The organism is Actinomadura sp. K4S16 (genome assembly GCF_008327685.1).
GTDB lineage: Bacteria > Actinomycetota > Actinomycetes > Streptosporangiales > Streptosporangiaceae > Spirillospora.
The window spans coordinates 216558-241047 of sequence record NZ_BDDE01000022.1; the positions used below are offsets into that span (position 1 = coordinate 216558).

Annotated in this window: 23 protein-coding genes; 3 read left to right on the forward strand and 20 right to left on the reverse strand. The window is 68.0% G+C overall.

The features are described from left to right. Positions 1-61: 61 nt before the first annotated feature. From K4S16_RS34890 to K4S16_RS34900, 3 genes are all read right to left on the reverse strand, one after another. Positions 62-538 (reverse strand): MaoC/PaaZ C-terminal domain-containing protein, encoded by a 477-nt coding sequence (locus K4S16_RS34890; RefSeq protein ID WP_149263326.1) that lies wholly within the window; start codon positions 536-538, stop codon positions 62-64. Positions 539-567: 29 nt separating this feature from the next. After that, complete coding sequence (locus tag K4S16_RS34895) at positions 568-1341, reverse strand: SDR family oxidoreductase (protein WP_149263327.1); 774 nt, start codon at positions 1339-1341, stop codon at positions 568-570. Between the two features lie 74 nt (positions 1342-1415). Then, positions 1416-2054: an LmbU family transcriptional regulator gene (locus tag K4S16_RS34900; RefSeq protein ID WP_200842288.1), complete on the reverse strand. Its 639-nt coding sequence runs from the start codon at positions 2052-2054 to the stop codon at positions 1416-1418. A gap of 255 nt (positions 2055-2309) precedes the next feature. Here K4S16_RS34900 and K4S16_RS34905 point away from each other — a divergent pair, with 255 nt between their 5' ends. Next, positions 2310-3299 (forward strand): amidohydrolase family protein, encoded by a 990-nt coding sequence (locus tag K4S16_RS34905; protein ID WP_149263328.1) that lies wholly within the window; start codon positions 2310-2312, stop codon positions 3297-3299. An 86-nt stretch (positions 3300-3385) separates the two neighbouring features. On the opposite strand, the gene K4S16_RS34910 is transcribed toward K4S16_RS34905, so the two are convergent. The 15 genes from K4S16_RS34910 to K4S16_RS34980 all read right to left on the reverse strand — a co-directional run bounded on the left by K4S16_RS34910 (position 3386) and on the right by K4S16_RS34980 (position 19404). Beyond that, a complete protein-coding gene (locus K4S16_RS34910) occupies positions 3386-4855 on the reverse strand; it encodes an APC family permease (protein WP_268843291.1) in 1470 nt (489 codons plus the stop codon). 18 nt (positions 4856-4873) lie between these two features. Beyond that, positions 4874-6208, reverse strand: coding sequence for a cytochrome P450 (locus K4S16_RS34915; RefSeq protein ID WP_160161137.1), 1335 nt, complete (start codon positions 6206-6208; stop codon positions 4874-4876). 59 nt (positions 6209-6267) lie between these two features. Further along, a complete protein-coding gene (locus K4S16_RS34920) occupies positions 6268-7098 on the reverse strand; it encodes an enoyl-CoA hydratase/isomerase family protein (RefSeq protein WP_149263331.1) in 831 nt (276 codons plus the stop codon). Further along, positions 7098-7856, reverse strand: a complete 759-nt coding sequence (locus tag K4S16_RS34925; RefSeq protein ID WP_160161138.1) for a polyketide synthase — start codon at positions 7854-7856, stop codon at positions 7098-7100. Before K4S16_RS34925 ends, K4S16_RS34920 begins: the two co-directional genes overlap by 1 nt. A 2-nt stretch (positions 7857-7858) precedes the next feature. Beyond that, positions 7859-8647 carry an SDR family NAD(P)-dependent oxidoreductase gene (locus tag K4S16_RS34930; RefSeq protein WP_149263333.1) on the reverse strand — a complete coding sequence of 263 codons (789 nt, stop codon included), beginning with the start codon at positions 8645-8647 and terminating at the stop codon, positions 7859-7861. Positions 8648-8686: 39 nt separating this feature from the next. Continuing rightward, positions 8687-9895: a hydroxymethylglutaryl-CoA synthase family protein gene (locus K4S16_RS34935; RefSeq protein ID WP_149263334.1), complete on the reverse strand. Its 1209-nt coding sequence runs from the start codon at positions 9893-9895 to the stop codon at positions 8687-8689. Next, positions 9865-10557, reverse strand: a complete 693-nt coding sequence (locus K4S16_RS34940; RefSeq protein WP_160161139.1) for an SDR family oxidoreductase — start codon at positions 10555-10557, stop codon at positions 9865-9867. Before K4S16_RS34940 ends, K4S16_RS34935 begins: the two co-directional genes overlap by 31 nt. Positions 10558-10589: 32 nt before the next feature. Then, positions 10590-11531, reverse strand: a complete 942-nt coding sequence (locus K4S16_RS34945) for an ACP S-malonyltransferase (RefSeq protein WP_149263336.1) — start codon at positions 11529-11531, stop codon at positions 10590-10592. Beyond that, on the reverse strand, positions 11528-12835 hold the full coding sequence (locus K4S16_RS34950) for a beta-ketoacyl synthase (protein ID WP_149263337.1): 1308 nt from the start codon (positions 12833-12835) through the stop codon (positions 11528-11530). The genes K4S16_RS34945 and K4S16_RS34950 overlap by 4 nt, the downstream gene beginning before the upstream one ends. Positions 12836-12846: 11 nt before the next feature. Beyond that, positions 12847-13098: a phosphopantetheine-binding protein gene (locus K4S16_RS34955; RefSeq protein ID WP_149263338.1), complete on the reverse strand. Its 252-nt coding sequence runs from the start codon at positions 13096-13098 to the stop codon at positions 12847-12849. A gap of 399 nt (positions 13099-13497) precedes the next feature. After that, a complete protein-coding gene (locus tag K4S16_RS34960) occupies positions 13498-15090 on the reverse strand; it encodes an MFS transporter (RefSeq protein ID WP_149263339.1) in 1593 nt (530 codons plus the stop codon). Beyond that, positions 15087-16652: a DHA2 family efflux MFS transporter permease subunit gene (locus K4S16_RS34965; RefSeq protein WP_149263340.1), complete on the reverse strand. Its 1566-nt coding sequence runs from the start codon at positions 16650-16652 to the stop codon at positions 15087-15089. The genes K4S16_RS34960 and K4S16_RS34965 overlap by 4 nt, the downstream gene beginning before the upstream one ends. 50 nt (positions 16653-16702) lie before the next feature. Then, positions 16703-17326 carry a TetR/AcrR family transcriptional regulator gene (locus K4S16_RS34970; protein WP_149263341.1) on the reverse strand — a complete coding sequence of 208 codons (624 nt, stop codon included), beginning with the start codon at positions 17324-17326 and terminating at the stop codon, positions 16703-16705. 297 nt (positions 17327-17623) lie between these two features. Then, positions 17624-18628, reverse strand: a complete 1005-nt coding sequence (locus K4S16_RS34975) for a beta-ketoacyl-ACP synthase III (RefSeq protein ID WP_149263342.1) — start codon at positions 18626-18628, stop codon at positions 17624-17626. A 323-nt stretch (positions 18629-18951) separates the two neighbouring features. Continuing rightward, positions 18952-19404 (reverse strand): hypothetical protein, encoded by a 453-nt coding sequence (locus tag K4S16_RS34980; RefSeq protein WP_149263343.1) that lies wholly within the window; start codon positions 19402-19404, stop codon positions 18952-18954. Between the two features lie 236 nt (positions 19405-19640). On the opposite strand from K4S16_RS34980, the gene K4S16_RS34985 reads away from it, so the two are divergent. Continuing rightward, positions 19641-19976, forward strand: a complete 336-nt coding sequence (locus K4S16_RS34985; protein ID WP_149263344.1) for a hypothetical protein — start codon at positions 19641-19643, stop codon at positions 19974-19976. A 227-nt stretch (positions 19977-20203) separates the two neighbouring features. Here K4S16_RS34985 and K4S16_RS34990 read toward each other — a convergent pair whose 3' ends face one another. Then, a complete protein-coding gene (locus tag K4S16_RS34990; protein ID WP_149263345.1) occupies positions 20204-21220 on the reverse strand; it encodes a hypothetical protein in 1017 nt (338 codons plus the stop codon). A gap of 707 nt (positions 21221-21927) precedes the next feature. Between K4S16_RS34990 and K4S16_RS34995 the strand changes: the two genes are divergently transcribed. Beyond that, a complete protein-coding gene (locus K4S16_RS34995; protein WP_200842289.1) occupies positions 21928-23523 on the forward strand; it encodes a PQQ-binding-like beta-propeller repeat protein in 1596 nt (531 codons plus the stop codon). 73 nt (positions 23524-23596) lie between these two features. Here K4S16_RS34995 and K4S16_RS35000 read toward each other — a convergent pair. Then, positions 23597-24490 (reverse strand): SDR family NAD(P)-dependent oxidoreductase (locus K4S16_RS35000; RefSeq protein ID WP_235037257.1); only part of this gene is annotated, 894 nt, incomplete at its 5' end.

The window sequence follows — 24490 nt, forward strand, 5'->3', positions numbered from 1 at the left end:
GGCCGGATCCGACACCGCCGTTCAGGGACACGGCAGTCAATTGCAGGTGGCCTGCCGGAGGTCATGCATCGCCGTTGATGCGACGTCGGATCAGGAAACGGTGCTCGCCTTCCTGCACGATCTCTTCGCGTTGGTTGTACATCTGAAGGTGCATGGTGAGCTTGCCCCGGTCCGGCTTCCTGCTCTCTTCGAGCGCGGCGACGGTCACCTTCGTGCGCAGGGTGTCGCCGATGTGCATCGGTGCTCGGAAGCGCCAGCTCATGTCCAGAAGTGCGACGACGACGCCTTCGAGGAGACCGATACGGTCATATCCGCCGATCGCGAACAGCATTCCCAGCGGGCCGTGCGGTATACGGCGTCCGAAGACGGAGCATTTGCCCTCTTCGTCGTCGACATGAAGCGGGTTGAAGTCGCCTGACAGCGCGGAGAAGGCGGACACGTCGTGCTCGGTGATGGTCCGGCCGCTCGACCAGAAGGTCTGGCCGTGCCGCAGATCGTCCCAAAGAATGCCGCGGTGGGAAGGAGTCATGGCAGCCATTTCTTCTGCTCCATGTTCAGCGGGCGGTCTTAGGAGAAGTCGAGGGCGGCGGGCAGGCCGGGTATCGGCGCGAAGTCGTACGGCGCCGGTTCATGCCCCGCCTGCACGAGCCATGCGCGCCCGGTGCGTTCGTCGGCGAGCACCGACTCGAACGCGTCGGCGACGTGCTCGGGGTCGAGGAGCTTGATTCCCGCCTCGTCGAGGAACGGGCGGTCGTCGGCGACGAGGGGGGTGTCCACGAAGTTCGGGCAGAGAGCGTTGATGGATACGCCGGCGGGGGCGAGGGCCGGTCCGAGGGAGCGGACGAGGCCGATCAGGCCGTGCTTGCTGATCGTGTAGATCGGGTCGTACGGCAGTCCGATGAGCCCCGCGATGCTGGCGGTGACGACGATCCTTCCGCCGCCCTGCCGCTGGAAATGCGGAACGGCGGCGCAGACACCGTAGAAGACGCCGTCCAGATTGACGCTGAGCGTCCTGCGGTACTGATCAGGATCGAGTTCCGTGCCGCCGCAGATGCCGGCGTTCAGATGGACGACGTCGAGCCGGCCGAACCGCTGGACCGCCGCCTCGACCGCGGCCTCGTTGTCGGCGAGCACCGAGACATCCGTCCGGTGGAACGCGCCGCCGATCTGCTCGGCGAGGGCCGAGCCCCGCTTCTCGTCCACGTCGGCGACCACCACTCGCGCACCCGAACCGGCGAGTCGGCGGGCGATGGCGGCGCCGATGCCGCTGGAGGCGCCGGTCACGAGAGCGACCCTGCCGGTCCGCGTCCTGTCGTGGCCGGCGGTGATGTTATCGGACATACGGCCCTCCCGGTCGATGTTCTGGGGAAACGTGCGGCTTCGTCGATGCCGCCGCGACTACCTCGGCTGGACGGTTACATCGGTTCGACGGTGATCTCGTGCTTTCCGCGCAGCAGTGCGTCGGCCACCCGGCTGAGGATGGTGATCATCCACTCGTCGAGAGGGCGGTCCATCTTCCGTGCGGCCTCCAGCCAGCGCTCCTCCTCGCTGGTGGGCACGCTCACCTGAATGACGACGCCCTTCGCGGGCCGACCGTCTCCAGCGGCTCCCGAGGTCTGCCGGTGAACGCGGAGGTATTGCCGCAGCAGATTTCTGGACCAGCGGAACTTCTCGGCCCGGTCGAGCCACTCCTCCTGTTCTTCCTCGGGCAGTGATGCCACCTCGGCGTGGTGCTGAAAACTGAGCGTGACCCGGCGCCGGGACTTGTCTATCTTGCGGCTGATCCAGGCGTAGTTGCGTAGCGTCTGGTAGTCGAGGGCCGTCTCCCTGACGGCCTGCTTGTACCGCTCGGGATACCGTGTCTCGCCGTACACCAGCCAGTCGCCCAGCCACCAGGCGGACGCGTTGGCCAGCATTGACAGCTGGTCGCCGATCTTCTTCCACCGGGTGAACGGTATCGGCGCGAGAATGCGGAGGCTGTTGCCGTGGGCAACGGCGTTCTCGTCAATCTTCAGGAGGCTGGCATGTGCGCATGTGCTCGATGGCTGCTCCATTCTGGCGGTCGTACCCGTCGAATGTGACGTTACGCTTTCCAAACTCATCTGCTTTGGCCTCTCCCAAACAGATCCGTCGGTGCGCGTGCTAGCAACTATCCGATGTCGCGGCCGACTGGTCAAGGGGTCGAGTGATGTGGTCGGAGCGCCGTCCTGATCACCTAGCGCATTAAAAAGGCAGGTCAGTGCTCATGGCCGGCCGGGCGCCATGTAGGCCGGCTGGCTGACTCCCATCTATCAAAAGGCCTTGGTCGGATGGATTTCAGCCTCGAATTACCCCTCCCTTGCTTCTGTGTTGTCGCCGCAACATACTGCTCGCATCGGTTCCCGATGTGTGAAGGAGGCGCAAAGGTGATGCACCGAGTGCTCGATGGATGGGTGAATCTGAACACCCCGGAGTTTGCTGGGGTATTCACCGTCGATATCTACGATGTGGTCAGCTCCTTCTTCAGTCGGCCGGAGCAGATGCAGGCCGGCACCGCGCTCCCGGAAATGATCAAGGAGATGCGTGCGGCGGGCATCGAGCGAGCCGTTCTCACCGCCTACGGCGTCGAGTATCCGGAGCTTCCGGAGGTCCGGTGCGTCCAAGGCGAGGACGTGGTGAAGGTGGCGGCGGAGCGGCCGGACCTCTTCACGGCATCGGCCGGCTTCAACTCCCCGCGCGCGATCGGCGGCCACGGCGATGGGATCACCGCCGGAGTCCGCCGCCTCAAGGCCCTGATCGACCAGGGGCTCCGGGTGTTCCGGCTGGTGCCGTTCAACTTCGACCGTCCGCCGACGGATGCCTGCTTCTACCCGTACTACTCGCTGTGCGAGCAGAGCGGCACGATCGTCTCCATCAACGTCGGGGTCCCCGGGCCGAAGGGCGCGGCATGGACGCAGGACCCCCTGCATCTGGACCGTGTACTCCGGGACTTCCCGAACCTCACGGTCATCGCCTCGCACGGCGGGCATCCATGGGAGGAGATGCTCATCCGGCTGATGATGAAGTACGAGAACCTCTACCTCATGACGACCGCCTACAGCGCCCGCTATCTCAAGCCGGAACTGGTCTCGTTCATGCGGTCGCGGCGGGGCAGGACGAAGGTCATGTTCGCGAGCGGATGGCCGCTTCTCGCCTTCGACCGGGCGGTCGGGGACGCGCTTCGGCTCGACCTCCCCGACGAGGCCATGGACGGTTATCTCTACGCCAACCTGGACCGCGTCCTGCAGAGGACCGTCCGCCAACCTGACGGCGGTCTTTAGCAGGGTCCGACGACAGCACCCGTCCCGCGGTGGCAACGGCTCCGGAGCCCGTGCCGCCGCGGGGCCGTTTCCTGCGCGCCCGCTGTTCATGTCGCCTCCGGCGACTCCGGGCCCTCGGGCCCCTCGGCCTGCCGGCGGGCGCGCCGGGTCAGCTTGGAGATCGGGACGATCGCGAAGGTGATCGCGAGCCCGATTCCCATGACCTTGGCGCCCCAGAGTGAACCGCCGACCAGCAGGACCACCAGGTTCAGCAGGAACAGCGCCGCCGCCAGTCCGGCCGCCTGGCGGGGCAGGCGGAACGCGCCCGGACCGCCGTCTGGACGGCGGCGCAGCAGCAGGTAGGCGAGGGGGAGCAGGACGAACACCGTGACGTACCCGACGCCGGCGGCGGCGACGATGTCGACCACGTCGGTCCCGAAGACCGACAGCAGGCCGATGATGATCAAGATGTCGAAGAACATCGAGCCGACCGGAGCACCTCGCCGGTTCGTCTTCGCGAAGACGCCGGGCAGGTGCCCGTCCAGGGACATCTGATAGATCGTCCGAGACGACCCGAGAATGAACACCTGTGCCCCGAGGAGGATCGCGCAACTGAGCATCAGCCCGATGATCGTGGGGCCCGCGGGGCCGAAGATGGCCCGTGCCGCCGGATCGAACGCGGCCGTCCCTTCGGACGAGCCACCGGTCGTGCCCGCGGTGCCGATCAGTGAAATCGGCACCCCGGTGAACGTGACGATGCAGATGATGCTGGAGATGCCGAGCGATCGGGAGATCCTCTTCGTCGCGTCGCGGATCTCGGAGACCACGGTGGAGGCCATCTCGGCTCCGTAGGCGGCCCATGCGGCGATGAACAGCCACTTGAGGAAGATCAGGGCGAATTGGAGGGGATCGCCGGCGGCTTCGTCGGGCACCCTGATCGGCCACACCCGATCGAACTCGAAGGTGGACGGTCGGAAGAGCGGCCCGACCATGATGAGGGTCAGCGGGACGATGCTGAATACCGCCAGCCCGATGTTGAGCGTCATCGTGATGCGCAGCCCCAGGGAGTTGACGGCATAGAGGCAGGCTCCGATGAGGGCCGCGAGTAGCAGGATGTTGACCCCGGGCACTACGTGCTCGTGAAGGTAGGTCGACACGAGGATCAGGTGCGTGGCGATGCCGGGTGTCCATGCGAACCAGTAGGCCCAGCTCGAGACGGCCCCCAGGGCGGGGGAGCCGTTGGGCGTCGCGCGGTAGCCGAACTGTGCCACCCCGCCCGCCCGGTAGGGGAACCGCGAGGCGAGTTCGCCGATGAGCAGGCACTGCAGAGCGCCGACAACGGCGGCGAACGGCCACACGACCAGGGCCATGTTCCCGATGTCGTCCCTCATCGGGCCGAAGGACACGACGATGAGGATGGCCGCTCCGAGGCCGACCACGACCGCGTAGCGCCAGGAGACGGTACGGGGTAGCGCGCTCGCCGCAGGAAAGATCGAAGTGCCGAGTTGCGGGAGACCGAACCTGTCGGCCGATGCTGCAGGGGGGCTTTCGGGGGTTCTTAAATGCTCGGTGCTCACTGTGTCACTCAGCTCCGTTCATCGGGAGGCGGGCTGAACCACGACGCGTGCCCCGTTCTTGGGCGCGCAGGTCACATAGCGGATGACGCCGGGCTCGGGCTTCGGCGCGGTGGGGAGCACGGCCACCTTTTCGAGAACGGCGCCCAGAACGCGCTCCATCTCGATGGACGCCAGATTGGCGCCCACGCAGCGGTGCGGGCCCCAGCCGTAGGGCAGATACCGGTGGGCGGGAGGAGAGCCTTCGATGAACCGGTCGGGGAGGAACCGGTCGGGTTCGGGGTAATCGCCGGGGTCATGATGGATGAGCGTGGTCCCCGGCGTCACGAAGGTCCCGGCGGGGATGCGGAACCCCTTCAGCGTGATGTCCTCCATCACCATGGGCACGGGGCCGACCAGGACCGGGGGGTGCAGCCTCAATGACTCCTTGACGACGGCCTTGGTGTAGGCGTCGTCGCCGCGGGCGCGCTCGTCCCGTACGCGCTGCTGGACGCCGGGGTTGCGGGCGAGTTCGTGGAACGTCCACGAAAGCGCCGTGGACGTCGTCTCCAGGCCGGCGATGAGCACCGTGACGATGTGATCGCGGATCTCTTTGCGGCTGAGCCTGCCGCCTTGCTTGTCCGTCGCCGTGGCGAGCCGCGAGAGGATGTCGGTGCGCTCGGCCGCGTCCGCCGCCGCGCGCTGCCTGTCGATCATCTCGTGGACGAGTGAATCGACCCGGGCCCGGGCCCTGACGAATCTGCCCCACGGGCTCCGCGGCCCGAGGTCACGGCGCAGCGCCGGTAGCGGGAGCACCAGGGTGCCGCTCTCCACCATGCGGGTGATCGCCTGCGCCAGTTCGGCGAGGCGAGGCGCGACGTCATCGCCGAAGGTCACCCGCAGCATCACATCCAGGGTCAGGTCCTGCATGTGCGAACGCAGTTCGAACGGCCGTCCCCGGGGCCACGAGTCGACCTGGCGTCGAGCGACCTCCTCGACGGCGGCGCCGGAGGCACGCGAGCGGTCACGGCCGAAGAACGGATTCAGCAGCTGACGGGATCTGGCGTGCGCGTCCTCGTCGAGGGTGAAGGAGGAGTACGGGCCCACGATCGGCATCAGCTCGACCATGTTGATCTCGGATGCGTGAAAGATCTTCGGATCGCCCGAGATGATCGCGCGCGTGGTCTCGGCGTCGGTGAAGAACACGACGGTGCCGAGCGTCGCGACCCGGAGGGTGAAGGTGTCCCCGTATCGGGCGCCGCAGCGGCGCAGCCAGCCTTCGGGGCGCGCCGCGTAGAGCAGAAGCTGGGCGACGGGCGGCAGGGCCGGGCCTGGTGGCAGGCCACGTCGCCGGGTGGTCGATCTGGTGGTGCCCATCTTGTCCTCTCCCTCGGCTGGCTGTGCATCGGCCTGGTGCGCGGTCCAAGACCCGGGGTTCATGGCGCCTGGGTCCTCCGGGCCCGTGCGGATCCACCGGAGGCGCCGGCTTGGAAAGCGGCGATGCGACGCCGCACGGAGGCATGCCCGAGCGAGGCGGCCAGCCTCTCCCGCGCGTACTCCAGCACTCGGTCGGGCGGGAGGGACGACGCGGTGTGGAACGCGGACTTCCCGAGGCGGACCGCCGTCGCGGGCTTCTGCGAGATCGTGGCGACCAGCTGGTCCATCTCGGTGTCGAGCTCGTCCGCGTCCACCACCCGAGAGACCATCCCGAGTTCGCGTGCCGCGGCGGCGTCGACCCATTCGGCGCTCAGCATCAGGTCCAGCGCATGCTTCGGCGAGCAGTGCGGCATGAGCAGGGCCGACACGATGAACGGCCAGAGCCCGACGTCGACCTCGGTCAGCCCGAACTGCGCCGTGTCGGCGCAGACGGCGATGTCGGCGGCGAGGACCAGGCCGACACCTCCGGCGAGGCAGAGGCCGTCCACACGGGCCAGGACCGGTACGGGACACCGCCGCATCGCCTCGACCAATGCCGGTAGCGCGCCGGCGAGCTCCTTCATGCCGCGGGGGGTCGTGAGCGTGTTCATCTCGCTCAGGTCGGCGCCCGCGGAGAACACCCGCCGGCTGGAGCTCTCCAGCACGACAACGCGAATCTCCTCGTCCACCGTGCGGGAGGCGGTTGGAAGGGCGAGCCGCAACGAACGCAGCACTCGGGTGGACAATCGGTTGCGGTTCGCCTCGTCGTCGAGGACGAGATGCAGTGAGGTCCCGCGACGGTCCACCCTGACCGGGCCGGTCTCGTCCGGCGGAGGTACTGGAACGCCCATCAACGATCACCGCCCACATACCGCTCTTCGATGCGGCGACGGGTCGTCGGCTGCGTGAGCAGTTCGCGGTGCATCGCGCTCTCCCGTCGCAGGGCCTCGCGGAGGCGGTTCCCGCGGTCGGCCGCGAGGTGCCGCTTGAGGAGGACCACGGCGTCCCTCGGCAGGTCAGCGATCTCCCGGGCCCGCCGCAGCGCGGTCGCGCGGACATCGGACCGTGGCACGACCGCGTACCCGATGGGGGCTCCAGAGGCGCGGATCTCCCGGCCTTTCACCAGCCGCCCGGTCAGCAGCAGCTCGCGTCCGAGCGGAACGCCGAACGCCTCCTCGGCGAGGACGGTCGATCCCATTCCCGGTGTGAAGCCGAGGTCGAGGAAGTTGGCGCCGTAGAGCGACTCCTCGGCCAGAACGGCCAGGTCGCACCACAGGCCCAGCATCAGCCCGCCGCCGACGGCGTGGCCGGACATCACGGCGATCGTCGGCACGGGGACGTCCAGGAGCAACTGGCCGGCCTCCGCCATCAGCCGTTCGACGCGGCTGTCCGCATCGGACGAGAGCAGGAGATCGGCGGGCGCGCCGCCACTGAACTGCCGGCCTCCGCCCTCGACGAGCACCGCGTGCAGCCGTTCGTCCGCGATGACCTCCTGGACGGCCCCGCGGAGGAGCTCCAGTGCCTTCTCCTCGAAGTGCGGCCGTTCGTCGGTTCCGACCCGGAGGGAGCCGATGCCGGGGGCGACCTCGTCGAACCATGGAGTCGCCATGATCATCCCGGGAAGTTCGCGTCGACGATTCCACCGGAGGCGTACACGGTCGCCCCGTTCATGGCGCGGCCGGCGCCGCCGGCGAAGAGCAGCACCGCCGACGCGACCTCCGCCGCAGTACCGGCTCGGGACAGGGGGTTGCTGAGCACGGCCTTTCGGAAACGCTCGGGCATGTGCTGGGACAGTGCAGTTTCGACGAAGCCGGACACCACGAGATTCGCCCTGATGCCGCGCGCGCCGTACTCCTCGGCGATCGCGCGCGTCAGGCCGCGCAGACCGCCCTTGCTGGTGGAATACGCGGTCTGGGACGGTGCTCCACGGTCGAAGATGGACCCGATGTTGACGATCACGCCGCGGGTGTCGCGGTGCAGGAACTCGCGAAGGACCCGGCGCGACATGAGGAACGGTCCAGTCAGGTTGACGGCGAGGACCGCCGCGAACTCGGCGACCGGCATCTGCAGCAGCAGCGCGTCCTTGTCGATCGCCGCGTTGTTCACCAGGACGTCGACCGTGCCCCATGCCTCCAGAGCCGCCTCGACGAACGCGTCCACGTCGGCGCTGCGGGACACGTCCGCCGCCATCGGGAGCACGCATCCTGCTCCGCCGAGCCGCTCGGCTTCGGCTCGCACCTCCTGCGCCGCCTCGCCGACCGATCTCGCGCAGAAGGCGACCCGTGCGCCTCGCGCGACGGCGCCCAGCACGAGGGATCTGCCGATGCCCCGGCTTCCGCCGGTCACGAGGACGACCTTGCCGTCAAGGTCCCGCGGCCCGGTGGGGGTTCCGTCGTTCATGTCGGCCTCACCCCGCGCGCACCGGCGTCGGCGGTCCGGTCAGCTCCATTGGTAGCTGCGCTGGTAGCCCTTGACTCCGGACAGGACGAGTGCGTTCCGGCCCGCATAACTCTCCTCGAAATGGTTGGCGATGGCTCCGGTGTCCGGTTCGAATTCCGCCGCGGTGAGGCTCTGCTCAAGGTCCTCGACCAGGCGCTCGTAGGTGCGGACGTCGACCCGGCGGCGGGCCATGAGAGCGGAGGGGATGTCGTGCCGGGCGAGACGCGCCCGGGCTTCCGATCGCAGGACGCCGCTGAAGAAGGCCGCGCTCGATCCCGAGCCGTACGAGTACAACCCGACCCGCCGCCCGGTGTCCGCGTCGGGCGCACCGTCGATCAGACCGGCGAGCGCGACGAAGAGACACCCCGAGAAGGTGTTTCCGATCTTCTGGCAGTACCTCAGCGAGGGCGCCACCTTGCGCTCGAACTGCTCGGCCGGAGGCACGTCGGCGGAACTCTCCTCGGCGAACAGCAGGTGCGCCTGCCGGACGAGGGGGGCCAACGGCGTGTGGCAGGCGAGGTGATCGAGATCGTCGTAGGCCGCCGCTCCGTCCTGGCACCGGTAGTCGGACCAGGCGATCTCCGCCAGATCGAGGTACGCCGACAAGGACAGTTCCGAGTCGACGACGGTGTGGGTGTGCGTAGGCCGGGCGACGTCGTACACCTCCTTGCTCGCAAATCCCCTGGCAGCGTCCAGCCCGAGGACCCGCGGCTCCGTGGAGACCACCATCGCCGTGGCGCCCATGCCCTCGGCGGACTCCGCCGCGTGCCCGAAGAGCCGCCGGGAGAGGTCGGTCGTCACCACGAGCGCTTTGGCGTCCGGGTTCGCGCGGACCCAGTCGGCCGCGAGCAGCAGCGCCGCGGTGCCGCCGAAGCAGGCGTGCTTGATCTCCGAGTGAACACACCGTCCGGGCAGGCCGAGGAACTCGTGCACATAGGAGCTGAGCGGCTTCGAGTAGTCCAGGCCGGACTCGGAAGCGACGAGGAGCAGGCCGAACTCCGCGGCGCCGTGCTCGTCGACGAGCGGTCGCGCCGCGTTGACCGCCAGTGTGACCGGGTCCTCGTAGGGCGGCACGAGGGAGCGGCTTTCGAGACGCCATTGGGCGAGCCGCTTTGGGGGGGTGCCGCGCACGGCGGCGATGTCCTCCGCGTGGATTACCAGCGTGCTGCCGTAGACGTTCAGGTCGTCAATCCCGATGTCGACTTGCATCGTGCTCGCTCCTGGTTGAAGAGACCTGTCGTTCCGGAACGGATGGTCAGGTGGAGCTCGTCGCCGGTGACGATCGACGCGTCCTGCGAGGCGAGGTAGACGACCGCCGCCGCGACGTCCTCGGGGGCGCCGCCCGCCCCAGTGGTGTCGCCGCAGACCACGACGAGGCTGCACGCCACACCGCGGCTGCCGTACTCCTTGGCGACACAGCGGCTCATCGACGACAACGCCGACCGCACGACCGACGCCACGCCGCGATCGGGGACGCACTCGGTCATGTCGATGACGTTCACGATCCGACCGCCGTCGCCGCAGATGAACTCTCCGACCGCGCGCTGGATCACCAGGAACGATGTATGCAGTGACGAGATCAGTGCATCCTTCCAGTCGTCTTCCGGGAGGTCGGCGGGACCGTGGCCCCCGTCGCCGGGGCGAACGACGTTGACCAGGCGGCTCAGCGGCATGCGGTCGGACGCCAGCTCGAAGAGCCGGTCGACCACGAGTTCGTCCGCCAGATCGGCGGCCAGTGGCGAGTCCGCGTTCTCGTCCGGCCTTCCTTCCGCAGTCACGCCCGGCCGATGCGTGCAGGCGAGGACATCTCCACCGGCGCTGCGTGCGGCGGTGACCACGGCCCGAGCGATCGGCAGCTCGGCTCCGGACACGATGAGTCCCTGGAGAGCGAGGATGCCCATGGCTAGTGGCCACCCCCGCTGCTGGGAGCGCGTTCCTGCATGTAACGGTCGAAGGAGACCGCTCGCACACCCGGAGCCGTTTTGCCGATCATCTTGAGCAGGCTGTGGCCGGGGCCGCATGTGACGATCTCGCCGACGACACCGGACGCGGCGACCAGTTCCAGGCTCTCGCGGAACCGCACCCGGGCCACGATGTGCTCGGAGAGCAACGAGGGGATGTCGTCGCCGGCCCTGAGCGGGCGTGCCGTCACGTTGTCGACCACACTGATCGCGGGGGTGCGGAACGTGACATCGCCCAGTGCGGTCGCGAACGCGTTCTTGGCGTCCGTCAGCAGTTCGCAGTGGAAGGGCGCGCTGACCGGGAGTTCCACGGTGACCGCTCCCTCGTCCTGGCATGCGGTGACGACGGCCTCGACCGCGGCGGACGTGCCCGAGACGACGGTCCGCCCGGGGGCGTTGTCGCACGCGACGCCGACCACACCGAGATGGCGCGGCTCCTGGCAGGCGTCGAGCACCTCGGACAGCTCGATCCCGCTGACGGCGACCATCGCGCCTACGCCGTCAGGAACCGCCGCCTGCATGAGCTCGCCGCGGCGGGCGGCCAGCCGGACCGCGTCCGCGAAGTCCACGGCGTCGGCGATGACGAGGGCCGCGTACTGCCCGATGCTGTGTCCCGCGAGGTATGCGGGCAGCACGCCGAGGGACAGCAGGTGCCGGGCGTGCGCGACTCCGATGGTGACCAGGACCGGCTGGGCGACCGCGGTCTGGCGCAGCTCGTCCGGTGTCCCCTCGAAGACGACCTTCGACAGCGGAAAGCCGAGCGCGGCGTCGGCCTCGTCCAGAACCTCACCGCAGACCGGGCAGTCGCGGTCGAGCGCCGCGGGGATGCCGGCGGCGTCGCCACCCTGGCCTTCGAACACCAAGGCCGTCCGGTCGCCGCTCATGACACCGCCCCCACGGCCACCGAGGAGTTCATGCCACCGAATCCGAAGGAGTTGGAGAGGGCGACCCCCATCCGGTGCTCCCGGGCCTCGTTGGGCACGAAGTCCAGGTCCAGTGACTCGTCCTGCTTCTCCTGGTTGATCGTCGGATGGACGACGCCGTGCCGCAGCTGCAGCACGGTGGCGACGAACTCGACGACACCGGAGGCGCTGAGGCAGTGACCGGTCATCGACTTCGTGGAGTTGACCGGTATCTCGGTCGCCCGCGCGCCGAGGACGGCCTTGATGGCCGCGACCTCCGTCGCGTCGCCCAGCGGGGTGGACGTCGCGTGGGCGTTGACGTAGTCCACCTCGTCCGGTGCTATGCCCGCGGTCGCGAGCGCCCCGAGCATGGCACGTTCCTGTCCGTTCTGATCGGGTTTGGTCAGCCGGTGCGCGTTTGAGGTGCACGCGCCGCCCAGCAGCGTCGCGAGGGGTGCCACGCCACGCCGGCGTGCACTGGCGGCCGACTCCAGCACCACGGCGGCGCCCCCTTCGCTCGGCACGAAACCGGCGCGGAGCGCGTCGAACGGCCGCGAGGCCCGTTCCGGCTCGTCGTCGAACGTTCCAGTGCAGAGCGCGTCGATCATCGCCAGTCCTTGGAGCACCAGCGAGTCCTGCGCCACGGGCGCGCCGGTGACCAGCACCACGTCCGCCGCCCCGGCACGGATGAGCCCGAGCGCGGTGATGATCGCTATATTGCCGCTCGCACAGGCGGCTCCGACCATGAAGCTTGGGCCCCGGATTCCCAGAAGTTCGCAGGTGACGCCAACGACGTCGGTGTCAAGATGGTGCACCCCGAACAATGGCTCGATGTATTCGGGATCCTCTTCGAAGGTCTTGAGGTTCTCCGAGATGTAGGCGTGTCCGAGATTATGGCCGGCGCAGACATGCGCACATCGCGCTGCCGGGGCAGGCGATTCGTGCAGCCCGGCCTCGATCCACGCCTGCATCGCCGCGGCGGCCGTCAGCACCCCGGACAGCGGCGTCGCACGCAGCAGCTTCTTCGCCTTGCGCACGAGGTCAACCGGGTAGCCCGCGCCGACCTCCGCCAGATGACCGGAAAGGTGGAAATCGCTGAGGTCACCGCCGATTTTGGAGTCAATCCTCGGGTCTTTGTCCAGCCAGTGGCGAATCCCGGAGCGTCCGTTGACGAGTCCGCTCCAGAAAGACGCGGTGTCAAGCCCGAGGCCGGTGATCACACCGCATCCGGTGATGGCGGCACCGGATTGCGGTACTACGGACGGTTGCCCTGTGCGGGACGGCATGCGGTCCTCCGTCAGTCCTTGTGGGCGGCCTTTTCGAAGAGCGTGACCAGCTCGCCGATGCTGTCGATCTTGGAGACCTCGGTGCGCGGCACCTTGACATTGAGTTGCTTCATGGTGCGCGAGGCGACCTCGATGAGCTCTAGTGAGTCGGTTCCGTACTCCGACAGGCTCGCGTCCTCGGATATCTCCTTCCCCCGAGTCTCTTCCGAGATCAGCTGAAGATTGTCCTTCAGTGTTTCGAAGATTTTGTCTCGCGTGAGCATCCGAGTCCCTTCGCTCGTCGCTGTGAACGGTCTTTATTGATCATTCATGTGGAGGCTAACACGGTGATTGGAACGAGTCATCGGCTCGCGTCCCGCACGAGCCGGTTCGGGTAAGCGGCCTTGACAGGAGGCGGCCCGGATCCAGGGAAAGCATTCACCGCCCCCAGGGTGATGCGGTGTGAGGGTGAATGAATAGGCGTCCGCGCATGTCGCGCATTGTGTCGTGGCTCTTCCGCTGAGTACCCGCGAGGCAGCGGGAATTGAGCGCAGCCGGCAGGCCGCCGCGTCAGGGGCGGACGGGCGGAAACGCGTGCCTACGGGCCGGCGGTCGCCCGGCGGCGTGTCCCGCGACCGTAAGGATCTCTCAGGACCGCCCGTGTGACGCAGACCCCGGTGTTCTCAGCCGCTCGTCATGCCGTCGGGCGTGGAGGAGCCGGAGCGTTCGTCCTTCGAAGGGGCGAGGAGCACGGCGACGAGAGCGCCCAGCACGGCCACCGCCACGCAGCTGAGGAGGGCCGTGCCGACCGCGTCGGTGAACGCGGTGTGCACGATCTCCCGCAGCCGATCGGCGTCGGGTCCGGTGATGCTCGCCGCCGGGTCGCCGCTCACGCCTCCGCTGGACAGGTCGGCCGACAGCTCGTGCGCCGCCGGAGGAAGCCCGGGTGCCCCGAGGGCGTCCTGGGCATTGGCGACGAACCGGCTCTGCCACACCCCCGAGACCACCGCGACGCCGGCGGTGATGCCCAGGAGGTAGGCGACGTAGGAGATGTTGCGCCCGATGATCGACCGCTCGGGTGGGATGTCCTGCAGAGCGGTGGCGGCGGTGGGGTCCTCCTGGAGCCCGAATCCGGCGCCGGCGATCGCCAGTGGGGCCAGGAAGAAGAGCCAGCCGGGGTGCGGGGAGGAGAGCGTGACCCAGAAGGTGCCCGCTGCGATCAGCAGGAAGCCCGGGATCACCAGCAGCCGGACGTCGGTCTTGCCGGTGAGGGATTCGGAGACGGGCGCGGCGATGACCGCTCCCACGATGATCGTCATCAGTATCGCGCCGGCCGCGAGGGCGGAGTGGTCGAGCTGGACCTGCAGGAGGTGGGACAGCGCGAAGAACAACCCGAGGCTGGCGAACTCTCCGAGGCCGCGGGCGAGGTTGCCGGCGGTGAACCGGCGCGACGCGGGCAGCCCGCGGTCCACGAGCGGGGCGTCGGCGCGCTTTTCGTGGAGGACGAAGAGGCCGAGGAGCACGACTCCGGCGACGAGGGAGGCCACGATGGGCGGTGAACTCCAGCCGAGCCGGGTTCCCTCGATGACCGCGAACGCCAGGGCGAACACCGAGAAGCCGCCGAGGAGCACGCCGGGGGCGTCCAGAGACCGTGGAGTGTCGTCGTCCCCGGTGTCGGGGACCAGCCTGATGCCCGCCACGGTGACGGCGGTGCCGACCAGGACGTTCAGGTAGAACACGAACTCCCAGGACAGGCCCCAGGTGATGAGCCCGCTCAGGAGGGGCGCGCTGAGCGCGGCCAGGGCGAAGGCGCCCCGGTGCGCCCCGACCGCACGCTCCTTGGCCTTGCCTGAGAAGGCCGTGTTCACCATGGCGAAGATGGCGGGCTCGGCCATGGCGGCGCCCAGTCCCTCGACACCGCGCGCGGTCGTCAGGAACCCGATCGACGGGGCGAGCGCGCACGCCAGCGAGGAGAGGGTGAACAGCGCCATCCCGGACAGGAACATCGGACGCCGTCCGTACCGGTCAGCGAGCCGCGCCGCGGGAAGCAGGAACACCGCGAACACCAGGACGAAGGCTCCGTACGCCCAGGTCGCCATGTCCAACGTTCCGCCGAGGTCGTCCAGGATCGCCGGGAGCGGGATGACCACAGCGGCGGTGTCGAACACCACGATGAAGGTGCCCAGCATCAACACGGCGAGCAGCCCGTTCCCGGTCGGCGGCCCCAGTTCAGGTGCGCGCACGTTCGTGCGTCCGGTGCCGTCGTTCGGTGTCATGCCGGAGGCTCCTCTCCCTTGATGTTCGTTTCCTGCTTGTCCCGCGGGGCGAAGAAGAGGCCGGCGACCCCGCCGACGGCCGCCATGGCCGCGCAGCTGAGGACGGCGGAGTTGGCCGCGTGGGCGAGTGCCGTCTGGATGAACTGCTGAACCTGCCCGGACGCCACGGCTGCTCCGGCGTCGCCTTCCCCGGTCAGCACCGCTGAGGCGATCTGCTCGACCTTGTCGCTCGGGAGCGCCGCACCGGCCGGCGCGTGTTCCAGTTCGTCGATGAAGCGGCTTTGCAGCACGCCCGACGTCACCGCGATCCCGAGTTCGAAGCCGAGCAGTACGGCGCCGTACGAGACCGCGGACGCCACACCGGCCTTCTCCGTCGGGATCTCCTTGAGGGAACCGCTCGTCGTCGGCCCGTACAGCGCGCCGAGCGTGAGGCCCGCGGCGAAGAGCGGTGCTATGAGGGAGGTCCACGTCGTGCCGGGGGCCAGGTGCGCCAGCCAGAACAGAGAGGCGGCCGTGGCGAACATGGCCGGGACGACCGGCCATCTGAGGTCGACGCGGTCGGACAGACTGCCTGCCAGTGGCGAGGCGATGACCGCGCCGATGATGAACGGAAGGAGGGTCAGCCCGCTGCGCAGCGGCGAATACGCTAACTCGACCTGCAGGAAGAGGACGAGCGGGAAGAAGATCGCCAGGCTGATGAACTCGACCGCGCCGCGTAGGAGACCGCCGACGGCGAACAGCCGGTATCTGAACAGCGACAGGTCCAGCAGCGGGTTCGCGACACGGCCTTCCGCGAGCACGAAGAGCGTGAGGAGCACGGCCGCGGTGACGAAGGCCGTGACGATCGGGAGCGAGGCCCAGCCGTACTCGGGGCCTTGGACGATCCCGAAGACGAGGGCGAACAGGCCGGCTCCACTGAGCAGCACACCGGGCAGGTCGAGCCGCCGGTCGGCGTTCTCGTCCCGCGACTCGGAGATCAGCAGGTACGCCGCCACGATCGCGATCAAGCCGATGGGCAGATTGATGACGAAGATGTAGCGCCACGAGAAGGCCGTGGCCAGATAGCCGCCCACGATCGGGCCGCCGGCGCCGGCCAGGCCCGCGGCGAGGCCCTCCACGCCGAACGCCAGGCCGAGCCGGTCGGCGGGGAACGACGCCTTGATCAGCGCGATGATGGCCGGCTCGATGATCGCCGCTCCGACGCCCTGCACGACCCTGGCACCGACCAGGAACTCCATGGACGGGGAGAGAGCGGCCGCCAGCGATGCGGTACTGAATACGATCAGGCCGCCGATGAACATCAGCCGTCTGCCGTAGATGTCGGTGAGTTTGCCGAACATCAGTAGAAAAGCCGCGAAGGCCAGTGCGAACCCGGCGGGTATCCAGGTCGCCAGGGCGAGCGTGCCCCCGAGGTCCGACAGGATGGCCGGCAGCGCGATGAGTACCACCGTGGCGTCCAGGACCACCACGAACATGCACAGGGTCAGCAGGACCAAGGTCGTCCATTGCGTGCCGCTGAGAGGTGTCGCCTGCTTCTCGCGTTGGGCTACGTCCTCGTCCATGGGAGCCTCTCCGGCGCTCGCTCGTCTACGGACGGTGTGAACGCCTCGGTTTAGGTGTGGACAAGTGCGAGCAGCGCCTCGGCCGCTCCGGCGATCGGCAACTGCGGATCGAGGAGGGCGTGCAGGAGCAGTCCGTCGCCTGCGGCGATCAGCAGTGTCGCCAGATCCGTCGCGTCGGGCCCTCGCTCGACGACGCCGCGGCCCTGCTCTGCGCGCACCAGGTCGGCGACGAGCGTCCGGTAGGCGCGCAGCAACTCGGTGATGCGGCCACGCAGTTCGGGGTTGCGCCCGCATTCGCGCATCGCCTCCGCGAGCACCCCGGAGCTGACGGGATCGATGGTCTCCGGGTCCGGCGGAGTGGAGATCGATGCTTGGAACAGCGGAATCAGGTCGGTCAGCTTGGTGACCGACCTGAGTCTGTTCAACGGGAACATCGCCTCCACGGTGGCCATCGCGGCCTCGGTCAGCAGCTCCTGCTTGCCGTGGAAGTGGTAGCTGACCGCACCGTGCGGCAGCCCCGCCCGTTCGGCGACGGCTCGCGTGGTCACGCGTCCCCAGCCGACCTCCGCGATGAGCTGTGCCGCCGCGTCCAGCAGCTGGTGCCGGGTCGCCATCGAGCGGTGCCGCCCGCCCGGCTGACCGGGCCGACTGGACTGTCCAGGTGAACTGGCCACATGACCACCTTTCCGACCACGCGTCTGGGGGAGGCGGAGGGCGCGTTGGAGATCGACTGTCCAAATGTACTGTCCAGATGGACAGAATTTCTATCCCTCTTCAGAGCGACATCTCTGATCCGGTCTCCGCGCGGGTCTGAGGCCCTGAGGGCGGGACCGATGGATGCAGCCGAGCGGCGCTCTCGTGAGAGTGCTGCGCGCCCGGCGTGTTGCGCAACACCCGACCTCGTGATCCAACGGGACGGGCTCGTGCATGGCGCGACGTCTTCACGACTCCGCCGAGCCTCCGGACGGGATCTAGGGGATCAACGCCACTTGGCCGGCATAGGTGAGCCCCGCACCGAACCCGACGAACAAGGCGGGTTCGCCGCTCTTGACCTCGCCGCGCTCCAGCATCCCGTGCAGGGCGAGCGGGATGGACGCGGTCGAGGTGTTGCCGCGGTCCACGATGTCCCGCGCGATCGCCACGGACTTCGGCAGTTTCAGCGCCCTGGCGACCGATTCGATGATGCGCAGGTTCGCCTGGTGCGGGACGAAGGCGCCCAACTCGTGCGGGGCCACGCCGGCGGCGTCGAGCGCGCGGGCGGCGACTCTCGCGACCTCGGCGGTCGCCCAGCGGAAGACGGCGACTCCGTCCATGCGAACCATCGGCAGGACGGCCCTGCCACCGGCCATCACTTCGGCTCTCAGCTGTGCGAAGGTCGGCCGCTGCGCGATCGCCTCGACCTTCGATCCGTCGGAGCCCCAGACGACCGGGCCGATTCCCGGCTCTTCGGAGCGTCCGACGATCGCCGCTCCGGCCCCATCGCCGAAGAGGAAGGCCATGGAGCGGTCATCGGGGTCCACCATGTCGCTCGGTCGTTCAGAACCGATCACGAGGGCGCAGGCCGAGTTTCCGATGCGGACCGCGTCCGAGGCTACGGCGAGGGCGTAGCAGAAGCCGGCGCATCCGGCCGTGATGTCCATCGCGCCGGGTGCCGTGATGCCGATCCGGTGCGCGACCTCCGCGGCGGCGCCCGGTGTCTGGTAGGGGAGCGAGCTCGTCGCGACGATGACGAGGTCGATGTCCTCGGAAGCGAGCCCGGCCGCGCACATCGCGTTGTGGCCGGCGCGTTGCGCCATGTCGACCACCGTCTCGTCCGGGCCCGCGATCCTGCGGGTCACAATGCCGCTTCGTGTGCGGATCCACTCGTCGCTGGAGTCGAGCCGCGCGCAGATCTCCTCGTTGGGGACGACGCGAGCCGGGCTGTATTCGCCCAACGCGAGGATCCGGCTCCCGGAAACGCCTTCGGACAGTCTCATGAATCCAGAACCCTCCGGATCTCGCCGGCGCCGGGACCGCGGGTCCCGCTCGCTCCACCCTCGTGACCAGGAGATGACCGCCGACCGGCGTTGATCGGGTCGTACAGCGACCAACGCGGCCGGCGGCCATTCCCCGGGATCGATCACTGGCTCCCGAGTACCGGGATGAGGACCATCGCACCTTCCAAGGTGAGGTTGATGGATCCGCCGCCGAGATGGCGCGGCCAGTTGATCAGGAATGTCGTCTCGTAGGCGACGCTGATGCTGCGTCCTTCGCGAAGACCCAGCAGGCTTTCCTCCAGACTGGAGGTGATGCGGCCGTCTCAACCACCGGCGGCGCCGGCCCAGATCGAGCCGGGCAGGAAGTCGAGGGTTCCCAGCGCGCGCCAGCCCGAGAGGTCGGGCTCGACGATGCACTCGTCCGTCGCCGTCGCGCGAACCGGGCCGAGGAGGCTCAGGTCGTGCTTGCCGCTCGTGACGAGCTCGTGGATGCCGGGGAAGATCATGTGGCCCGAGTACCGCACCCGCAGGTAGCAGTTCTCGTAGTCGATGACGCCCAGGTTCGTCATGGAATCGGACTCGGGGTCCATGGAAATGCTGATCGGACCGGAGTCGATGGTCTCGGTACGGCTGATCGGGAACGGAAGACTCTCCGGGGAGAAGCCGTACAGGCCGGCCACCCGGAAGACGGTCTTCTCGGTCGGTTCGCTTCTCGTACGACGGCGTTCGGCGATCTCATCCGGGGAGATCGCAAGTTCGTCGCGTTCGGCGTCCATCGTCATACTTGACGCAACCCCTCACTTTCGTTGGGTCACTTTCGTCCTGCTGTCGCACGGGAACCACCCGGTACCCGTGGATTCGAGAGACCTCCAATCAGAGTGCTCGTCCTGTTCGCCGCGGTCGACGCCGGAGACACCAGCGGGCGATCGCCCTCTACCGGTGCGACCGGGCCGCGGCATGGTCCGTCTCGTCATCGCTCGACGCCTGGCATCCGCATGCGTGCCGACTCGGCGTGGTTTCACTGATCTTGATCGGCTGTGGATCGGTGCCGACCTGCGGCGGCGCGGTGTCGCGCTTCGAACGCCTGCCGAAGAGCGCCTTCACGTCAGCAGAAAGGCAGTCGACCGCGCACCGGGCGAGTTCTCTTATCCGCATCGTCCTCTTCTCTCTGGGGGCGCTCTGCTCGGCCTCCGGTCCGGACGCCGCCCACTCGCCGGCCCGGGCGCGGCAACCGGGGCAGTACCTTTTGCAGACGCTGGTGCAATTCGGCGTGCACACGCGTCGCCACAGCCATTCCATGCTCGCCATGCGTCATCTCTCCCGCGGGCTCGGCCTGTTCCACCGATGAACCCTTGACTTGATCGGTCGACCTTTGTAGGGACCCATTGCCGCCGTGCTGGGCGTTTGGCTCTCGTTGCGAGAGTCGTTGCCGAGATTGCCGCTGTCAAGGAGCGCGCAGGCCTGGGCCGGTCGGTGCTTCCGAGGCAGGCCTTGTCCCGCCGGCGGGACAAGGAATCTCCTTGACCAGCGAGTTCGCGGCCTGAGCGAGCGGGTGGCGGCCCGTGGGACCGGCTTCTATCGCGGCGTGAGATTCAGCCGAGCGGGATGCACATCGTGAAACTCGGCGATCTCGCTCAACTCGCGAGCGAGTTCTATCGGCGGGTTCCCCACCGAGTGCTCCGTGATGCCCTCCTTGGCGAAAAGGTAAGTCTCCGCCAGGCACGCGATGGTGTTCCGCCCTTCGGCGAGTTGAAGTTCCATCGTATTGTGGTAGTCGGGAATCACGACCTGCCCGCCCTGCACGACCTGGACGTCGCGTTCCAGGAAGGCCGGAAAGTCGGAAGGGTCGATGTTCCGGGGGTGAGTGAGGTCGATGACGATCGCGCCGGGCTGCACGACGTCCGGGACGAGATGCGCTGTCGAGTCGCTCGTCAAGAGGAGGACGACCTGCGCCGCCTTGAGCTCACTCTGCCCGCTGGCGACGGTGTGGTCGTCGCAGAGATCCGGGAGTTCTCGCTGGACGCGCCGCTCGCTCCTGCCGACGAGGATCAGTTCGAAGCCGTCCTCGGCCAGCAGCCTGGACGCCGCCGTGCCCACCGAACCGGTGCATCCGACCACGGCCACGGTCGCGTCGGTGCCGAGGCCCAGATGCTCGGCGGCTTCCAGCACGTCGTGCCGCGCCACGGCTGCGGTGTAGGCGTTTCCATTGGTCAGCGTCACGCCGGGCGGCAACGTGTCGAGCAGCAATCGGCCTCCCCGTGTGGCCGGCGCGGTAAGGGCCCCCAAACCCACGACCTTCGCGCCCCGGCCCGCTGCGATCCGAACGCCCTCCCGGATCGCCTCCCGGGCTCGCAGGATCTGGTTCGGCATCCGCATCACGCAGATCATCTCGCCCCGGATCGGAGCGAAGCCGAAGGTGATGCCGCCCACCACGGTCGGCGGGAGCGAGCATAGTTTCTCTTCGAACTCGTCCTCATCCTCGCTGTGGTCGAAGATGAGCGAGCTGCCACCGATGGAGTGCAGATCACTGCGGTCCCGGGGATGGCCGAGAAAAACGAACCACGGAGGCTGGGACCCTAGATAGGGGAGCATTCGGTCTCTTCCGTCGAGGTGGGCGATGCTGAATTCATCCGGGCCCGCCGACCGGAAACCATACTCGGTGGCGAACTTGAATTCATGGTTGGTGGACGGTGTAGACCGAGTCAACAGGCGAACAGGCCGTGAATCAAGCGGGGCTGCCCCGCAAATGAAGACTCCAGTGGGGATTTCTGGTTGTTGATCGGGATGTCGAGACGGTCGCTCGAAAGGACCTCATCGGCGCAGCTCTCAGACTCCACGTCCAATCCGATCGGTTCGACACCGGTCGCTGCGGGAACGCGAGGGATTCGGGAAGATTCGTACCGAATGCCCGGAAGCCTTCTTGGGCAACAGAAGGGAAGTCGCCTCGCTCAGTCCCGACGAGCGCCGCTGATCAGCACAACTCCATGCCGCCATGCCATCCGGCCCATCAACGAAATCTATACTGGTCAAGTAGGAAATATCCGGGCGTTGGGAACGGGCCCGTGGTGCCCGGTACGCAGCCTGATCATTATCCGAGCTCGGTCTGGAAGGTCAAGGATGGTCCTTCACGAAGATGCGAGTGCTTCAGCGACAACGGCGTTGGACGATTGAATCGACGTTGCCGCGCGCACCTGGCATATGTGCCACCTGTTCTCCATGTGCGTCCAAGCTCCCTGTCGATGAAGTCGGGCGAAACCCAGTCGGAAGGAGTCGGTGATTTGCTAGTTCGAAGAGGCATTGTGCGACGGGCGATCGCCGTGCTGGGCGTGTCTGCGCTGGCCGTCGGGTTAGCCGGCGCCGGAGCGAAAGCACGGCCTGCGGCCGCCCTGGCAGCTCCGGCGGCGACTGCACTGCCAGGTGACTGGCCGACATGGCAGAGGGATCTGCGAGGCTCGCGTTACAACCCGTACGAACACGGGATCACCCCGGACAACGTCAGCGGGCTCAAGCTCAAGTGGGCCTTCGCCTATCCGAAAGAAGCCGGGACTCCGCGCAGTCAGCCGTCGGTGGTGAACGGCACGGTCTACTTCGGCGGGCCCGACGGCAAGCTCTACGCACGCGACGCGCGCACCGGGGCGGCCGAGTGGGAGTTCGACACGGCCACGGTCGGGACCGGAGCCACGCCGGTACAGGACTCACCAGCGGTGGCGCGCGGCAAGGTCTACTTCGGCGATAAACGCGGCTACCTGTACGCGCTGAACCAGCGCACTGGACGCCTGGTCTGGGTCCGCCGAATCGACAGTTCGGAGTCGGCGACCGTCACCGGTTCGCCGATAGTGTTCGGCGGCCGTGTCTACGTCGGTGTGTCCAGCTGGGAGAACCTCCTCGGCACCGCGCACGCCTGCTGCACTTTCCGCGGCCACGTCGACGCCTTTGACGCCGACACGGGACGTCCGGCATGGCGTTTCTACACGGTGCCGCCCCCGCGCAAGGACGGCACCTGGCCCAACGGCGTGACGCGATACGCCCCGTCGGGCGCGGGCGTGTGGAGCACCCCCGTCGTGGACCCTGCCACCCGCACCCTTTTTGTCGGCACTGGGCAGAACTACTCGGGAAGCGGCGGACACTTCGATTCCCTGCTGGCCCTCGACACCGCGACCGGCACGGTGCGCTGGACGCGGAAGATGACGGCCGTCGACACCTGGCGCATCGAGTGCTCCAGCAGTGTGCCCGAGGAGCAGGAGTTCTGCCTCAACCTCGACGAAGGGACCGCACTGGACTATGACCTCGGCGCGGCACCGAACATCTTCACCGTGGGGCACCGGCGTGTCGTCGGCATCGGCCAGAAGTCCGGCGTCTACCACCTCCTTGACGCCCGGAGCGGCGAGATCATCTGGGAACGAGCCCTGTCCACCCCCATGCCGAACGGTGGTCTGAGTGGTGTCCAGTGGGGCACGAGCTATGACGGGCACCGGCTCTACGTGGCCACCTACGCCGCGGATCCAGGAACTCTTTACGCCCTCGACCCGGCCACCGGCCGCGTCCTCTGGAAGACGCCGAACCCGGCGGACGGATGTACGACCGGCGGCGCGGCGCGGTATCCCGATGTCTGTGCGCTCGGTCATACACCGGCGGTGACGACAACACCCGGCCTTGTCTGGGAGGGCGGTATCGACGGCAAGATGCGCGCCTACTCCGCGAGCACCGGCCAGGTGCTCTGGACCTATGACACGATCCGCGACGTCGACACCGTGAACGGCCAGGTCGGACGCGGCGGTGCCATCTCCGGGGGCGGCGGTGCAGTCGTCTCCCACGGAATGCTCTACGTCCAGTCCGGCTACTTCTTCAATCCGTACCCGACCGACAAGGGCTCGGTACTGATGGCCTTTGGCTGACACCTGTCCGCGACGCCGGCCCCGATCCCCGCGGGTTCAGGAGCGGGGGCCGGGGCCGGCGGTCTCGGAGCCGTCACGGGCGACCTGGCAGGTCGAATCCGTGGCGTAGGAGCTGGTCGAATACGCGTCCCGGCAACAGCGACTTGACATGCGGAAGCCAGAACGCCTCGGGACCGACGCCGTAGCGTGGGTGCGGCGCATGGGCGCGTGCGATCTCCACGATGAGGTCGGCCGCCTCCCCGGGGTCGCCGCCCTCGGCCAGGCTCTCGTGGAGGGTGCGTCGTGCCTTCTCGCGCGGCCCGTCATAGTCGCCGATCGTCGCCTCCGCGGTCGATGAGGCCGCCAGTACGTTCGTGGCGAACACGGTCGGCTCCACCAGAGTGACTCTGATACCGCAATGCCACACCTCGTGACGCAGTGCCTCCGTATACCGGGCGACGGCCGCCTTCGATGCGGCGTAATAGCCCTGTCCAGGCTCTCCCACCCAGGCTGCGAGCGACCCGATATTGATGATCCGCCCGTCATGGCGGCCTCGCATGCCGGGTAGCACTGCGTTGGTGACGCGTGCGGTACCGAAGATGTTGACAGCGAAGATCGCTTCCGCGTCCGCGAGGGGCGTTTCCTCCGCGAAGCCCTCATGCATGACACCGGCGTTGTTGACCAGCACGTCAATGTGCTCAGTGCGCTCGAGCACCTGGCGTATGCAACGCTCGACCGATGCGTCGGAACGCACATCCAGCTCCAGCATCTCCACCCCGCGTTCGTCCGGACGACGGTGGCGACTGGTGCCGAAGACCCGGAAGCCTTCTTCGGTGAAGCGGCGCGCGGTCGCCTGGCCGATACCCGACGAGGCGCCGGTGACCAGAACGGTGGGAGCGGCTATGGACATCGGTTCGGCACCTCCGGTGTCGGTGAGCTCGGCGGTCGGAACAAGCCGTACGTCTCTTACCGGACTTCCCGCACAGGG